Below are 15,032 nucleotides of genomic sequence, written 5' to 3' on the forward strand. Positions count from 1 at the left end.
GTCAGTCCTCGTGTGGGGAGGTGTCGGCGTGCAGGGAGGACCCGGGGCCCTGGAGCACGGCGTTGCGGGCGGCGAGGATGTGCGAGCGCATCGCGACCTCGGCCCACAGGGAGTCGCCTGACTGCAGGGCGGTCAGGATGTCGCGGTGGTGGTGGTTCGAGCGGATGCGGAACGTGTCGCCGTACGCCTGGTAGTTGCGGATCATCATGGGCACCTGGCTGACGCTGCGCAGGAGTGTCTGCAGCTGGAGGCTGCCGGACACCTTGACGATGTGCTCGTGGAACTCGCGGTTGAGGCGGCCGAGCTCGACGATCTCGTCCTGGTCGCTCGCGTGGACGAGGGGGTCCATCCGCTCGATGCGGTCGATGAGCAGCTCGGCGTCCGCGTCGGTCATGCGGTCGGCGGCGAGGCCGGCGGCGCGGCTCTCGAGGGAGGCGCGCACGAAGTAGGTCTCGGCCATCTGCTCGGTGGTGTAGCCGATGACGGTGGCGCCCTTGTTGGGGATGTACGCCACGAGCCCTGCCTCCGCGAGGCGCTGCAGCGCCTCGCGGATGGGGGTTCTGCTGAGCCCGAACTCGGCGGCGAGCGCCTGCGCGCGCAGCACCGTGTGCGGCGCGTATTCGCCGCTCATGATGCGCGAGCGAAGCTCGGCGTACGCGAGGTCGCCGCCCGTGAGGCTCTCGGGCAGCAGCGCGTGCGTGGGGGTGTCGATCATCGAACGCTCGCGAGCATCGACGACGTGAGGAGGAACTGTCGGCGGGCGGTCTCGTCGCGGCCGAGGGCTTCCCACTCGGCGCGCTTCGCGGCGCGGCGCTCCTCGCTCGTGTCGCGGAGGGCGTTCCAGTTGCCTTCCGTCTCCTCGCCCACGTAGTGGCGGGCGACGGCGCGGCGCTTCTCGGCCCAGTCGTCGAGCGCCTCGCTCGAGATCTCGCCGTTGGCGTAGCCGGGCAGCAGCTCGGCGAGCAGCAGTCCGTCGTGGATTCCACTGTTCATGCCCATGCCTCCCAGCGGGTTGTTGACGTGTGCCGCGTCGCCCACGAGGAAGACGTTGCCCTTGCGGAATGTCTGCGCGACCTTGCGGTGCACCTCGTAGACGGTGACGTGCACAACAGGGTATCCGTCGAGCTCGGGCACCACGCGCCGCAGCTGACTCACGACGTAGGCGGGGTCGGTCTGCTGCTCGGTCGTGAGGGCGGGGTCGCAGGGGAAGAGCACCCGCCAGCCGCTCGGGTTGCGCAGCAGCACGTGCCAGTTCTCGGGGTCGGCGACGTAGTTGACGACGGCGAGGTCCTCGTGGATCTCGTGCAGCGGCAGGCTCGTCGTGATGACGAGGTAGCGCTCCGGGTAGGTGTGCCCGGAGAAGTCGATGTCGTAGTGCTCGCGCACGATGGAGCGTGAGCCGTCCGCGGCGACGAGGTAGGTGCTGGTCGCCGTGGTCACCTCTCCACCCTCGCCGCGCACATCCACCTCGAAGCCCTCGTCGTCCTCGCGGATCGCGATGACCTCGGCGCCGAGCGTGGAGGTGACGTTGGGCTCGCCGGCGATCACCTGCTGGGCGGCCGCGGTGAGGCGGCTCTGCTCGACCTGCACGCGGTACGGGTAGGCCGTGTCGTCGTCGAGCACCGCGAAGTCGAGCTCGACGATCTTCCCGATCGTCGCATCCCGGAACTGGTAGGAGCGGGCGATGATCCCGGCCTCGATGAGGGGCTGCGAGAGCCCGAGCTCCTCCAGCATCTCGAGTGTCGGCGGGTGGAAGGTGGATGCGCGGTGCTCGAGCGTGCTCGCCTCGCGCTTCTCGAAGAGGGCGACCGTCATGCCCCGCTTGGCGAGCTTGAGGGCTGTGGTGGTGCCGACGGGGCCGCCGCCGACGACGATGACATCGAACTGGGGGGAAGCAGTCATGGTGTGGTCCTTTGGGTGCGCTGTGGCGGTCAGAATTCGCGGATGATGGTGCCGTAGCCGCCGACGGTGTCGGTGAAGCCGGCTTGGCGGAGGGTGTGCCAGACGGTGGCGGTGTTGATGGCGACGACGGGCTTCCCGAGCCACGTCTCCGCCTCGTCGGCCATGCGGATGAACGACAGGTTCGTTCCGACCTGCACGATCGCCTCGGTCTCAGGGGTGTCGATCTCCTCGAGCACCTTGACGAGGTCGCGGGGGGTGACGCTCGCGATCGACGTCGCGGTGGGGCAGCGGAGGCCCGTGACCTTGACGACGTCGAAGCCCGCCTCGGTGAAGTACTGGTCGACCCACTCGTCGGCGACGGGCTGGTACGGCGAGAAGACGGAGATCTTCTTCACGTCGAGGGCTTCGAGGGCGGCACGGCAGGCGGACGCCCCGGTCGTGACGGGCATGCCGCCGATCTGGTCGCTGACCTCCTTCTGGAAGGCCTCGTTGCCGGCGACGCCGCCGCTGAAGGTGGGGGCCGACATGCCCATCATCATGAGGTCGGGCTGCGCCGTCATGACGTCGCGGAGGGCCACCGACATGGAACCGCGGATCTGGGTCTGCAGCCCCATGAAGGTTGCGTGGTCGCCCATCGCCTGCTGCTCGACGTACATGCGGCCGCAGTGGAACGTGATGCCGTGCGGCGCGAGTTTGTTGACATCGTGCTCCACGACCGTGTTGGTCGAGGGGACGATGACGCCGATCTTCGCGCGGTATCCGGTGACGTCAGGCATTGACGTGCTCCTTCGTGTTCGTGTTCGTGTTCGTGTTCGGGTTGGCTGCGGCGCGGGGGCGTCGCGGCGGGGTTGTTCGACGTGGTGTGGGTGAGGGGACGGGGTCAATTCGCGACGAGCTCGGTGGCGGGCATGCCGGATCCGAGTCGAGTGTGTCCGCTTGTCGCGTCGTACATGTGGCAGGCGACGGTGCGGTTGCCGACGGGGGTGTCGGCGGGCCGTTTCGTGAGGCAGACCTCCTGGGCGAAGGCGCAGCGGGCCGCGAACGGGCAGCCGACCTGGCCCGTCGCGGGGCCGGCGACCGGTGTGGCCGGAGTGGCGCCGTCACCTGTGTCGGCGGCGGCTGCGGTCGCGGCAGCAGAGGCGCGTGCCGCGCGGCGCTTGCGCTGCTCGAGGGGATCGGTGACGGGCGCCGCCGCGTTGAGCGCCGCCGTGTAGGGGTGCAGGGGAGCGCCGTGGACTTCGCCGGCGGGCCCCTGTTCCATGATCCGGCCGCGGTACAGCACGAGCGTTCGGTGGGAGATGTACCTGACGACGTCCAGGTCGTGGGCGATGAAGATGTAGGCGAGGCCCCGTTCCTTCGCGAGCTTGGCGAGGAGGTTGAGGATCTGCGCCTGCGTCGACAGGTCGAGGGCGCTCACGGCCTCGTCGAGGACGACGAGCTGCGGCTGCATGATGAGGGCCCTCGCGATGCCGATGCGCTGCCGCTGCCCGCCGGAGAACTGGCCGGGGAAGCGGTCGGCGGCCGCCCTCGGGAGGCCGACGGTCTCGAGCATGTCGCGAGCCCGTGCATCCGCCTGCTTGTCCGAGAGCCTGAGGGCTGCCTGCAGCGGCTCGGCGAGGGTCTGTCCGATCGTGCGAAAGGGGTTGAGCGAGCTGTACGGGTCCTGGAAGACGACCTGCAGCTGCTTGGCGATGTCGCGGCGGTTGCGGAGCAGCGAGTGCTTCGTGAGGTCGCGGCCCCCGAAGCGGATGCTCCCGCCGCTCGGCCGCTCGAGGCCGAGGAGGCAGCGCCCGATGGTCGACTTGCCCGAGCCCGATTCGCCGACGACGCCGAGGATCTCGCCGGGGGCGACGGTGAAGCTCACGTCGTCGACGGCGTGGACGGTCTGCTTGCGGTCGTGGGGGTTCTTGAACCGCATCTGTAGGTTGTCGATGCGCAGCAGGTCCTCGCTCATGCGATGCTCCTCTCGTTCGCGCTGGTGTTCTGGGTGGCCGAGCCGGTGCTGGCCGCCTTGGCGACCTCCTCGACGCGGACGCAGCGGGCCATGCCGGAGCGCTGGATGCCCGCGGCGGGGTGCTGCTGGCCGGCGCCGGGGCGCAGCAGGGTCAGGGCGACGGGGGTGGTGCGGCACCGGTCGGTCGCGAAGGTGCAGCGGTCGGCGAAGCGGCAGCCGCTCGGCCAGTCGCGGGGCGCGGGAACCGCGCCGCTGATGGCGTCCATGGGGACTCCCGCGACGGCGTTCGCGGGCATGGCCGCGAGGAGGGCACGCGTGTACGGGTGGGAGGGGGCGGTGAGGAGCGTGTCGACGTCGGCCTCCTCGATGACCTGGCCCGCGTACATGACGATGGCGCGGTCGCACGTGTCGGCGACGACTCCGAGGTCGTGGGTGACGAGGATGACGGCGAGGCCGAGCTCCTCGCGGAGGCGCCTGAGGAGGTCGAGGATCTCCGCCTGCACCGTCACGTCGAGGGCGGTGGTGGGCTCGTCGGCGACGAGCACCTCTGGGTCGCCCGTCAGGGCCATGGCGATCGCGGCGCGCTGCGCCATGCCGCCGGAGACCTGGAAGGTGTAGCTGGCCGCGGCCTGCTGCGGGTCGGGCATGCCGACGAGGCGGAGCAGCTCGAGTGCCCGCGCCTGGGCCTCCCCGGCCTTCCGGCCCGTGTGATGGGCGATGGCCTCGCGCAGCTGGGCGCCGATCGTGAAGGTCGGGTCGAGGGCCGTCATGGGTTCCTGCGAGACGAGCGCGATCTTCGAGCCGCGGACGGCTCGGAGCTGCTTGTTGGTCTGGCCGACGATGTTGGTGCCGTCGATGCGGATCTCGCCCTTCGAGACGCGACCGCCTGGGGCGACGAGGCCGAGCAGGCTCTTCGCGGTCACCGACTTGCCGCATCCCGATTCGCCGACGATGCCGAGCGCCTCACCGCGGGACACCTCGAAGGAGACGCCCTGCACGACCGCGAACTCGCCGTTGCTGTCGGTGAACGAGACGCTGAGGTCGCGCACCGAGACGATGGCGTCGTCGACCTCAGCCTGTGGGTCGTCGACCGCGACGGGCTTCGACGCGACGGGCGCTGACGTCTTCGTCCGGAAGAAGGAGCGCACGAGGGTGGTGCCCGGCCGGTTTCCGGCGAGCGCGTCGCCGACGACGTTGAAGGACAGGATGGAGAGGATCATGATCACGCCGCTCGGCACGAGCAGCCACGGGTGCAGGTAGATGAGCTCGCTGGCCTCGCTGATCATGCCGCCCCAGCTGGGCGCCGGTGGCGGGGTGCCGAGGCCGAGGAAGCCGAGGCCCGCCTGGATGAGGAGGGCGGCACCCATCGTGATGGAGAGCTGTACGAGCAGCGGCCCGCGGATGTTCGGGAGCACGTGGCGGAACAGGATGAGGCCGGGGGCGATGCCGGCGACGTTCGCCGCATCCACGTACAGCTCGCGCCGCACCTGCAGGGTCGTCGCCCGGGCGAGGCGCACGAAGCCGTCGCTCATCGCGACACCGAGGGTGACCATCGCGACCGTCGTGTTGTTGCCGAAGGCGCCGATGACGGCCATGAGGATGACGATGGTGGGGAGGGCCTGGAAGAAGTCGGCGAAGCGGGAGACGAGCGTGTCGGTGAAGCCGCGGAAGTAGCCGCCGATCATGCCGAGCGGGATGCCGATGCTCATGGCGACGACGGCCGCGAGGACGGCGCCCCCGAGGGTCGCGGCGCCGCCGTGGATGAGACGCGAGTAGACGTCGCGCCCGAGGTCGTCGGTGCCGAGGAGGTGCTCTGCGCTCGGCATCTGACGCGCAAGCGAGAGGTCCTGGGCGAGCGGGTCGAGGGGAGCGACGAGGTCGGCGAACAGCACCGAGAGGCCGAGGAGGACCAGGAACGCCAGGGCGACGACCGCACCCGGCTTGCTGAGGAGTCTGGAGAGGGCGGTGTCGGTGCGTCGGACGCGGGTCATGCGAGCCTCGCCTTCGGGTTGATGATGCCGTAGAGGATGTCGATGACGAGGTTCATGGCGAGGATGACGATGCTGAGGGCGACGACGACGCCGAGGACGATGGGCATGTCGCCGAGGTTCACCGAGTCGACGACGAGCTTGCCGACGCCGGGGAGCGCGAAGACCTGCTCGATGAGGACGGCGCTGCCGAAGAGGGCGACGAACTGGAGGCCGATGACGGTGAGCACGGGGATGGCCGCATTCCGGAGGCCGTGCAGCCACACGATGCGCCACTCGGGGAGGCCCGTGGCCCGCAGCGTCTGCATGAAGTCGCGGCCCTGCACGTCGATCATCGCGACGCGTGCCTGGCGGGCGACGGCGGCGGTGCCCGCGATGCCGATGGAGATGAGGGGGAGCGTGATGCGGCGCACGAACTCCGCCGGGTCCTCGGCGAACGGCTCCCATCCTGAGGAGGGGAACAGCTTGAGGTTCACGGCGAAGACGAGCACGAGCAGCACGGCGAGCCAGAAGCTCGGGATGGCCTGCATCACCCCTGCGGCCCCGCGGATGATCGTGTCGAGCCAGCCGCCTCGGTTCGCGGCGAGGATGCCGAGCACGATGCCGAGCACTGTGGTGAGGAGGATGCCTCCCATGGAGAGGGTGAGGGTGACGGGGAGGCGCTCGAGCACCTGCGCGGTCACCGACTGCTGGCTGAGGTAGGAGACGCCGAGGTCGCCAGTGAGGAGGCCGCCGAGGAAGGTCACGTAGCGCACGAGCACCGGGTCGTTGAAGCCCATCTCGTCGCGCAGCTGCGCTCGGGCCTCTGGGGTGGCGTCGGGCCCCAGGATGGTCTGGGTCACGTCGTTCGGCATGAGGGCCACGAGGAAGAAGGCGGCCGAGACGACGAGGAAGACCATGAGCACGGTGATGCCGACTCGTCGAAGGATGTAGAGGGCCACGTGTGCTCCTTTCGGGTTGAAGCGGGTGCTGTGGTGAGCGTGCTTGGCGGGTGCGCGGGGAGGGGGACCCTCCCCGCGCATCCGGGGGGCTGCGGTGATGCGGAGACCGCGGCCAGCGTCAGCCTGCGGGGAGAGCTACTCGGCGGGGGCCCAGCTGAACGGGAGCGGGAAGACCTGGCCGGCGGCGAGCTCGACGCCGCCGAGCTTCTCCGCATCCCACACCGTGTGGGTGTGGTAGAACGCGACCGGGGCGAACCAGGCGTTCTCGACGACCCACGTGTTGACCGCCTGCCACTTCGTGGCGGCCGCGTCGGCGTCGAGCTCGCTGGACGCGTCGTCGATGAGGGCGGTCAGCTCGGGGTCGTCGGTGCCGAACGGGTTGAGCTGGGCGTTCGGGGCGAGCATGTTCATGCTGTTCACGTAGGAGTCGATGCCGCCGTTCTGCTGGCCCTGCGAGGCACCGAACTCCTTGTTGCTGATGGCGTCGAAGTAGTCGTTGGTGCGGTCGGTGAGGGTGGCGGTGATGCCGACGGCTTCGAGGTACGGGATGGTCGCCTCGAGGCGCTTGTTCTCGCCGAACATGGTGCGGCTGAGGATGGGCAGCTCGAACCCGTCCGCGTATCCGGCCTCGGCGAGGAGCTGCTTCGCCTTCTCCGGGTCGTACTCGTAGTAGTCGTCGAGCGACTCGTCGTAGGCGGAGGTGAACTTGCCGAAGACGGAGGAGGTGCCTCGCTGGTAGTCGCTCCAGAGGGCGGTGCCGATGGCGTCACGGTCGAGGGCGTAGTTGATGGCCTGGCGGACGCGCACGTCGGCGAGCTCGGGGATGACCTCGCCGCCGCGGTCGAAGAGCATGAGGCCGCCGACGTTCGACTCGTTGGAGGCAGCAGCGAAGCCCTGCGATTCTGCCTGGTCGCGCTGGCTCCACTGGGCGGAGATGATGTCGACGTCGCCGGCGAGGAGCGCGTTGAGCTGGGCCGTGAGGTCGGTGATGACGAACATGTTGAGCTCGTCGACCTGCACGTCCATGGGGCCCGCGTACTCGGGGTTGCGGATGTAGCTGTACTCGCTGTCCTCCGTGTAGGTGTCGAGGATCCACGGGCCGGAGCCGTACGTGTCGGTGAGGAGGAGCGAGGGGTCGTCGAGGGCGGCCTGGCTGACCATCATGCCGACCGTGAGCGAGAAGGCCTCGGGCAGCGACTGGTCCGGAGTGTTGAGGGTGAACTTCAGCGAGTCCTCGTCGACGACCTCGATCGAGTCGATCGAGTTGAGGCGCGCCTGGTAGGTGCCTGGCGTCTCCTGGTAGCGCTCCAGGTTGGCCTTGATGAGCTCGACCGTCATCGGGGTGCCGTCCTCGAAGACGCTGTCGAGGCGGAAGTCCATCGTGAGCTCGGTTGGGCTCGTGTACTCCCAGGCTGTCGCGACGCCCGGCTGGAGGGCACCCTCGGCGTCGCTCGTGACGAGGCTCTCGTAGGCAGCGGCCGCGTAGTTGAAGGCGGAGCCGCGCATGTTGGCGGCCGGGTCGAAGGTCGGGGCGCCTTCGAGGGCGGCGATGTTCACCGCGAACGCGGCGTCTTCGGAGGCCGAAGAGGAGCCCGTGGAGCAGGCGGTGACGGCGAATGTCGTGACGCCGAGCATGGCGACGGCGGTGCCGACGCGAAGTCTGTGGGAACGCATGCGCGTCCTTTCCGAGTGCTGAGAGGTGGGGTGCTGGGGCTGGAGATCTCGGTGCAGGTGGGGCGATGGTGCTGCGGTGATGGTGCTGGGGCGATGAAGCTGGGTCGCGCCCGAATTCGGCTATGTACTGAGCCGATGAAATGGACGCTAGCCGCAATCTGCATGCAATCTCGGCGATACGGGCGCATATTTACGCGCTGGTAACACTCATTGCATGCAATGAAATCTCCAGGCAACATGGTCCACCGAGGGTGGATGTGGGCCTTCAGGCCTGGCGTCTCACACGGTCCTGGCCTGGTTCCGTGTCTTCGCCCAACCAGAGGAGGGCACCATGCGGCCACTGCTGAGTGCAGGCGACACGGAGATCTACCGCGTCGAGGAGTACCGTTCGGCGATGCTGCCGGTCGAGGAGATGTTCGTCGGAACGGAAGCCCTGCGGCTCCAGATCGCCGCCCTCGGGCCCGACGACTACGAGGCGAGCAGCGACCGGCTGGTGATGGCCTCGACGAGCTACGTCGTGCGCTCGCGGGGGTTCGTCGCGGTGGTCGACACGGGCGTCGGAAACGGGAAGCCGCGCATCCGCGACATGTGGAATGGGCTCACGACGAGCTGGCTCGAGGAGGTCTCGCAGGTCGTCGATCCTGCCGAGGTCGACGTCGTCATCAACACGCACCTGCACTGCGACCACGTCGGCTGGAACACGACGACGGATGCGGCGGGCGCGTGGGTGCCGACGTTCCCGAACGCGCGGTACCTGTTCAACGAGCTGGACCGCTCGTTCATCACGAGCCCCGACGCGCGGGTCATGTTCGAGCGCAACGGCGACTTCTGGGCCGACTCGATCGAGCCGGTGTTCGCGGCGGGGCAGGCCGACGTCGTAGAGATGCCGCATTGGGCGGCGCCCGGTATCGTGCTGGAGCACGCGCCCGGAGATACCCCGGGGCACATGGTGGTGCGAGTGCTGGACCCCTCGTCAGGCGCCACTCTCGCGATCATCTCCGGCGACGCGCTGCACCACGTGCTGCAGGTGGCGACGCCAGGGCTCACGTCGAGCTTCTGCTCGATGAAGGAGGTCGCGGAGGCCACTCGGCGGGCGCTCCTCGAGGAGTGCGCCGCTACTGGGGTGCCGCTGCTCCCGGGGCACGTCGCATCGCGCGAGCTGCTCTACGTCGGCGCTGACGGGGAGGGTGGGTTCGAGGTCTCCGACGGGGCGCACTGAATGCGCGCTGTGGCGAGTCCTGCTGCACTGCACTGCTCTGCGCAGCTCGGTGCCGGTCGGCACAGCGCTGCTCTTGCATGCAATCGGCCGTGCGCGCTCCCGCGGTGGGGAGTGCGCACGGCCGGTGAGGTGAGGGCTCGTGGTTGGCGTCTATTCGACCCCGCACCATTCGGCGATGAAGAGCGCGATGGACTTCGTGATGCGCCGCACCGATTCGAGGTCCACCCGCTCGTCGTAGCCGTGGATGGCTTCGGAGATGGGGCCGTAGACGAGGGCGGGGGTGTTGGCGTACTGCACGAAGACGCGGCCGTCGAGGTACCCGGGGGTGACGAATGACTCGAGCTTCGCCCCGTCGAACGCGGCGCTGTGGCTGCGCTCGAGCGCCTGTTCGGCGGCGCCGCCCTCTTCGAGCACGTAGCCCTCGGCGTAGAAGCCCGTCTTCGTGGCGGTCGTGGCGATCGGGTTGCCGTTGCCGTCGGCCGTGACGGCGGCGAGGGCGTCCGTGATCTCCGCCCACGCCGAGTCGGCCGTGATGCCGGGGTAGAGGGCGACGCGCACATCCACCTCGCACCAGGCTGGCACGCTGGAGCCCCAGTCGCCGCCCTGAATCTTGCCGACGTTGAAGTTGATGGGGTGGTCGAGCTCCTCGAAGTAGGGGTGCTCGCCCTGCTTCGCGTTCCAGGCGGCCTCGAGCTTCCGCAGCTCCCCGATGACGAAGTAGGCGGCGTCGATGGCGTTGAAGCCGGTCTGCATCTCGCGGGGGTGTGTGGGCTTGCCGTCGACGCGGAGGCGCAGCCAGATGACGCCGGTGTTGGCGCGCACCAGCATGTCCTCTTCGGGTTCCGGGATGAGGACGGCGTCGGCCGTGTAGCCGCGCAGGTGGGCGGAGAGGGAGCCGTTGCCCGTGCATTCCTCTTCGACGACGGATTCGAAGTGGATGCGACCGGTGGGGGTGAGGCCGGCGGCGCGGACGGCGTCGAAGGCGTACAGGTTGGCGACGAGGCCGGCCTTCATGTCGCCGCTGCCGCGGCCGTACAGCCAGCCGTCGCGGACGGTCGCATCCCACGGGGAGCGGGCCCACTGGCTTTCGGGACCTTCGGGGACGACGTCGATGTGGCCGTTGAGGATGAGCGAGTTCCCGCGCTCCTCCTGGGGTGCGAAGGTGCCGACGACGTTCTCGAGGCCGTCGTAGGAGATCTCGACGGCACCGGCACCGGGGTGGGCGGCGAGTTCGACGGGGTCGAGCTGCCAGCGGTCCATGGTGAGGCCGCGGCCGGCCATGGCGCCGTACAGGAGGTCCTGGGCTGAGGACTCGTTGGCGCGCAGCGACGGGTGGCGCACGAGCTCCTGGGTGAAGGCGATCTGGCGGTCGAAGGCGGCGTCGACGGCGTCGAGGATGCGCTGGCGCTGCTCGTGCGTGAGGGGGCTGGCGGGTGTGGTGGCCGCGCTGGGGTTGCGGCCGGCGGTGGGGGTGGTTGGCGTTGTCATGGTCGTGTCCTGCTTTCGCGTGTGGTGTTGCCGGGCAGCTGCGCCCGGGGTGGGGAGGGAGCGTTTGTCTGCGCTCAGGAAGCGGCTTCGTCGATCTCGACGATGTCGTCGCGGAGGCGCATCCGCTCGCCGAAGGCTCCGCCGATGACGGTGATGAGGCAGATGCCGATGAGGACGAGGACGGCGGGCCAGGATGATCCGTCGCCGACGGTGATGAGGGCGGTTGCGATGAGGGGGAGGAAGCCGCTGATGGCGCCGGCGAGGTTGTAGCCGAGGGAGACGCCGCTGTAGCGGAGGCGGGGTGGGAAGAGTTCGGCGAGGAGGGCGCCGGTGACGGCGTAGGAGAGGGTGATGAGGGCGATGCCGATGCTGACGGCGGCGATGATGGCGATCGGGCTCTCGGTGTCGATGAGCCAGAAGAGTGGGAAGGCGGCGATGCCGGTGGTGAGGCCGCCGACGACGGTCATGCGGCCTGGGCCGAAGCGCTCTGCGAGGCGGCCGGCGAAGATGGTGACGCCGATTTGGAGGACGGCGGCGACGAGGGTCGCGTTGACCATGACCTGGCGGTCGACTTCGAGCACGTTGGTGCCGTAGGAGACGACGAAGGTCGTCATCATGTAGAAGCCTCCGACGCCGAGCATGGCGGCGGCGACGGCGACGAGGAGGCGCAGTCCGGACTTCCGGAAGAGCTCGACGACGGGGACCTTGACCTGTTCGCCGGCGGCGGCGAGCTCCTGGAAGACGGGTGATTCTTCGACCTTGAGGCGGATGTAGAGGGCGATGCCGAGGAGTGGGAAGGCCAGGAGGAATGGGAGGCGCCAGCCCCACGCGTCGAAGGTCTCGGGCGGCATCATCAGCACGAGTGCGAAGGCGCCGGAGGAGACGAGGGTGCCGACGGGGGAGCCGATCTGGACGAGGGCGGCGAAGCGGCCGCGCATCTTCTCGGGGGAGTGCTCGATGGCGATGGTGGTCGCGCCGCCCCATTCGCCGCCGACGGCGAAGCCTTGTACGAGGCGGAGGACGGCGAGCATGACGGGGGCTGCGATGCCGACGGCGAGGTAGTCGGGGAGGACGCCGATGAGGCCGGTCGCGCATCCGATCATGACGATCGTGGTGAGGAGGGCGGGGCGGCGGCCGTAGCGGTCGCCGATCCATCCGAAGACGACGGCGCCGATGGGGCGGGCGGCGAAGCCGACGCCGAAGGTCGCGAAGGCGGCGAGGGTGGCGCCTGCCGGGTTGAGGTCGGTGAAGAAGAGGCGGTTGAAGACGAGGGCCGCGGCGGTGCCGAAGAGGAAGTAGTCGTACCACTCGAGGGCGGTGCCGACGAAGGCGGCGAAGGCGATGCGCCGCGCTTCTTTGAGGCTGACTTTCGGCGGGCTGGCGGGCGCGTTTGGCGTCGGGGTCTGCGGGTCGTGGGACATGGTGGCTCCGATGTTGGGGGAAAGGCCTGCATGTGAACGTGCACGTCTGCGGTGACGTTGGTGTACCTATGCAACCCCGTCATGGCTGGGTCGGGCAATCGCCAGGCCCACTCGATTGCACGCCTAGGATGGGCAAATGCACAAGTTTGATGGGTTTCGGGCCGGTGAATGACGCGTCTGTTTCGGCGCCGTTGCAGCGCGGTATCCGATCGTGTCTCGACGATCTGGACGAGATCACGACGTTGTACGTGATGCAGGTGCGCACGCTCACCGGCTATGTCGAGTCGGTGATCGCGGAGCGCGATGTGCACAGTACGGCGTTCACGACGCTCGGTCTCATGTTCCGGCAGCTGGGTGGGGAGCGGCTCGAGGACGAGCTGCGGGCCCATTCGCGAGCTATCGGGCGCAAGCGGGTCCGTCAGGGGGTGCCGCTCGAGTCGCTGCTGCGGGCGGTGCGGATGGACTTTCGTTTCATCTGGCAGGCGCTCAACGACCGCCTGCCGGGGGAGGCGGATCGCCTCTCTGATGATGTTGTCGCGATCTGGGAGGTTGTGGAGGCGCACACGACGAGCGTGCAGTCGGGGTACATGCTCGAGCTGGGGCAGGTGAAGGCGGAGCTCGAGCAGGAGCAGGCGTTCCTGCTGCGTCGTCTGCTGCGCGGTGGTGTTGACGACTCGCAGTTGCATGTGCAGGCTGCGGAGGCGCTCGAGATTCCGCTCGTTGGTCCGTACTGGATTGCGGTTGCGCATCAGGATGCGGCGGCCGGCTTCGCTTCGGATGTGCGGGCTGTTCTTCCCTCGGCCGTGTGCCTGCGTCTGGATGGTGTGGAGTTCGCGGTCATCGCCGGCTCGTCCGGCGTGGGCTCGTCTGGCGTGGGCTCGTTTGGCGTCGAGTCGGCCGGCCCGCGGTCTGCTGGCCTGCGGTCTGTTGGCGCGGGGTCTGCTGGCGTTGAGTCGGCCGGCTTGGGCTCTGCTGGTCTGCGCTTTGCTGGTCTGTCTGTGCAGTTGGGGCTCGCGGGTCTGCAGGTGGGTGTGTCTCAGTCGGCGGCGACGCTGTCGTCGTTGAGTGGGATGTGGCAGTTGGCGTCCGAGTTGGCTGAGTTCGCGGTTCCGGGGCGGGCGGCGCTGCTCGCGCAGCATTGGCCGAGTCTTGTCGTGCGGCGGCTCGGGCTGGTCGCGTCGAGTCTGGCTGCGGATTCGCTTCGGGATTTTGCTGTCCTGCCTTCGTCTGAGCGGACTCTGCTGGTTGAGGCCGTCGAGGTGTACATGGCTACTGGTTCGGCGTCGAAGGCCGCGGGGGCGCTGTTCTGCCATCGGAACACGGTCATGAACCGGTTGGCGAAGTTCGCATCGGTGACTGGGCTCGATCCGACGGTTCCTGATGACGCAGCCACGATCAAGCTGGTTCTCGCGGCGGACAGGAGTGCACAGCAGGGTTGACGGCGTAACCGGTGTTTCGGGGACTCCCGGCTGGGTCTCGGCTCCGACCGTTGGGCTGTCCGTGGTTTTAGAAGTCCTCGATCGATCAGAGTCTTCGGTTGATCAGAATCCTCGGTTGATCAGCGTCGTCCGTTGATCAGAGCCGTAGGTGGAATGGTGCCGTCAGCTGATCAGGGTTGCCGGTCGGCGGGTTAGTTCCCCCTGCCTCCGGTTTCAGAGTCTTCGGTTGATTGCTGGGCGGGCGGCTGGGGCGCTGTTGGTGGTGTAGCTGCGGCGGCGGGCGGTTCTGCGTGGGGCGTGGTGTCCGAGCGCGGGCACGACGTGCCAGCGCCCTTTGCTGCTGTGGGTGAGGGCGAGGCGTCCGCGGTGGACTTCGTGGTGGTGGAAGGAGCACAGCAGGATGCCGTGTTTCGCGTCGGTGGGTCCGCCTTCGCTCCAGGGCATGGCGTGGTGCACTTCGCACCAGCGCACGGGTGCGCTGCAGCCGGGTGCCCGGCATTGCCGGTCTCGGACGGCGATGGCTCGGCGTTGGGCGGTAGTGAAGAGACGCTGTCTGCGGCCGAGGTCGAGGATCTCCCCGGTGCTGCTGCGGGTCGCGACGCGGATGAACCCGTCGCACATCAGCTGCGCGGCGACGCTCGGTGGGACTGGTTCCCCGGTGCGCTCGAGGTGCGGGACGTCTTCGGGACGTTCTGCGGTTCCGGCGATGCCGGCTTTGGTGGTCACGATGATGACGGTGGGGGCTTCGCCGCCGGTTCTGGGCGCGTCGGGGGATTCGGCGTAGGCGCGCACGACCATCGTGAGCGCGTCGATGCGCTGCTGCTCGATCGAGCGCGGGTCCACTAGCGGAACTTCAGTATCGGCGTTGTTTTCGTCCAGCGGGAGTTCGTCGGCGCCGAGGGCCGACGCGAGGGGTTCCCCGCACTCGGACGCCGCCGGGAACTCCACCCTCCGCCGGGGCGAGAGCAGCGCGTCGAACACCGACAGCAGCTGCTCGCCCTGCTCG

At 68.8% G+C, this 15,032-nt stretch carries 12 protein-coding genes; 2 read left to right on the forward strand and 10 right to left on the reverse strand.

Translation table 11 applies throughout. The features are described from left to right. Position 1: 1 nt before the first annotated feature. The 7 genes from C5C17_RS05675 to C5C17_RS05705 all read right to left on the reverse strand — a co-directional run bounded on the left by C5C17_RS05675 (position 2) and on the right by C5C17_RS05705 (position 8,459). Positions 2-715 carry a GntR family transcriptional regulator gene (locus C5C17_RS05675; RefSeq protein ID WP_104252416.1) on the reverse strand — a complete coding sequence of 238 codons (714 nt, stop codon included), beginning with the start codon at positions 713-715 and terminating at the stop codon, positions 2-4. After that, a complete protein-coding gene (locus C5C17_RS05680; RefSeq protein ID WP_104252417.1) occupies positions 712-1,902 on the reverse strand; it encodes an NAD(P)/FAD-dependent oxidoreductase in 1,191 nt (396 codons plus the stop codon). Before C5C17_RS05680 ends, C5C17_RS05675 begins: the two co-directional genes overlap by 4 nt. Positions 1,903-1,931: 29 nt before the next feature. Further along, positions 1,932-2,678: an arylmalonate decarboxylase gene (locus C5C17_RS05685; protein ID WP_104252418.1), complete on the reverse strand. Its 747-nt coding sequence runs from the start codon at positions 2,676-2,678 to the stop codon at positions 1,932-1,934. A gap of 104 nt (positions 2,679-2,782) precedes the next feature. Then, positions 2,783-3,856, reverse strand: coding sequence for an ATP-binding cassette domain-containing protein (locus tag C5C17_RS05690; protein ID WP_104252419.1), 1,074 nt, complete (start codon positions 3,854-3,856; stop codon positions 2,783-2,785). After that, positions 3,853-5,847: a dipeptide/oligopeptide/nickel ABC transporter permease/ATP-binding protein gene (locus tag C5C17_RS05695; protein ID WP_104252420.1), complete on the reverse strand. Its 1,995-nt coding sequence runs from the start codon at positions 5,845-5,847 to the stop codon at positions 3,853-3,855. Before C5C17_RS05695 ends, C5C17_RS05690 begins: the two co-directional genes overlap by 4 nt. Next, positions 5,844-6,785: an ABC transporter permease gene (locus tag C5C17_RS05700; RefSeq protein WP_181028501.1), complete on the reverse strand. Its 942-nt coding sequence runs from the start codon at positions 6,783-6,785 to the stop codon at positions 5,844-5,846. The genes C5C17_RS05695 and C5C17_RS05700 overlap by 4 nt, the downstream gene beginning before the upstream one ends. A 135-nt stretch (positions 6,786-6,920) precedes the next feature. Beyond that, positions 6,921-8,459 (reverse strand): ABC transporter substrate-binding protein, encoded by a 1,539-nt coding sequence (locus C5C17_RS05705; RefSeq protein ID WP_104252422.1) that lies wholly within the window; start codon positions 8,457-8,459, stop codon positions 6,921-6,923. 331 nt (positions 8,460-8,790) lie between these two features. On the opposite strand from C5C17_RS05705, the gene C5C17_RS05710 reads away from it, so the two are divergent. Beyond that, positions 8,791-9,678 carry an MBL fold metallo-hydrolase gene (locus tag C5C17_RS05710; RefSeq protein ID WP_104252423.1) on the forward strand — a complete coding sequence of 296 codons (888 nt, stop codon included), beginning with the start codon at positions 8,791-8,793 and terminating at the stop codon, positions 9,676-9,678. A 150-nt stretch (positions 9,679-9,828) separates the two neighbouring features. Here C5C17_RS05710 and C5C17_RS05715 read toward each other — a convergent pair whose 3' ends face one another. Both C5C17_RS05715 and C5C17_RS05720 read right to left on the reverse strand, forming a co-directional pair. After that, the gene (locus C5C17_RS05715; protein ID WP_104252424.1) at positions 9,829-11,166 is read right to left on the reverse strand and encodes an ArgE/DapE family deacylase; all 1,338 of its coding nucleotides are present in this window, start codon (positions 11,164-11,166) and stop codon (positions 9,829-9,831) included. A gap of 74 nt (positions 11,167-11,240) precedes the next feature. Further along, the gene (locus tag C5C17_RS05720; protein ID WP_104252425.1) at positions 11,241-12,587 is read right to left on the reverse strand and encodes an MFS transporter; all 1,347 of its coding nucleotides are present in this window, start codon (positions 12,585-12,587) and stop codon (positions 11,241-11,243) included. A 164-nt stretch (positions 12,588-12,751) separates the two neighbouring features. On the opposite strand from C5C17_RS05720, the gene C5C17_RS05725 reads away from it, so the two are divergent. Continuing rightward, the gene (locus C5C17_RS05725) at positions 12,752-14,026 is read left to right on the forward strand and encodes a helix-turn-helix domain-containing protein (RefSeq protein ID WP_181028502.1); all 1,275 of its coding nucleotides are present in this window, start codon (positions 12,752-12,754) and stop codon (positions 14,024-14,026) included. Positions 14,027-14,239: 213 nt separating this feature from the next. Here C5C17_RS05725 and C5C17_RS05730 read toward each other — a convergent pair. Further along, the coding region (locus C5C17_RS05730; protein WP_146079089.1) for an HNH endonuclease signature motif containing protein at positions 14,240-15,032 on the reverse strand (793 nt) is incomplete at its 5' end.

Source organism: Pseudoclavibacter sp. RFBA6, from assembly GCF_002931575.1.
Lineage (GTDB): Bacteria > Actinomycetota > Actinomycetes > Actinomycetales > Microbacteriaceae > Pseudoclavibacter > Pseudoclavibacter terrae.

Coding starts and splice junctions, on each gene's coding strand:
- C5C17_RS05675 (WP_104252416.1), bottom strand. CDS start 715: ATGATCGACACCCCCACGCACGCGCTGCTGCCCGAGAGCCTCACGGGC.
- C5C17_RS05680 (WP_104252417.1), bottom strand. CDS start 1,902: ATGACTGCTTCCCCCCAGTTCGATGTCATCGTCGTCGGCGGCGGCCCC.
- C5C17_RS05685 (WP_104252418.1), bottom strand. CDS start 2,678: ATGCCTGACGTCACCGGATACCGCGCGAAGATCGGCGTCATCGTCCCC.
- C5C17_RS05690 (WP_104252419.1), bottom strand. CDS start 3,856: ATGAGCGAGGACCTGCTGCGCATCGACAACCTACAGATGCGGTTCAAG.
- C5C17_RS05695 (WP_104252420.1), bottom strand. CDS start 5,847: ATGACCCGCGTCCGACGCACCGACACCGCCCTCTCCAGACTCCTCAGC.
- C5C17_RS05705 (WP_104252422.1), bottom strand. CDS start 8,459: ATGCGTTCCCACAGACTTCGCGTCGGCACCGCCGTCGCCATGCTCGGC.
- C5C17_RS05710 (WP_104252423.1), top strand. CDS start 8,791: ATGCGGCCACTGCTGAGTGCAGGCGACACGGAGATCTACCGCGTCGAG.
- C5C17_RS05715 (WP_104252424.1), bottom strand. CDS start 11,166: ATGACAACGCCAACCACCCCCACCGCCGGCCGCAACCCCAGCGCGGCC.
- C5C17_RS05720 (WP_104252425.1), bottom strand. CDS start 12,587: ATGTCCCACGACCCGCAGACCCCGACGCCAAACGCGCCCGCCAGCCCG.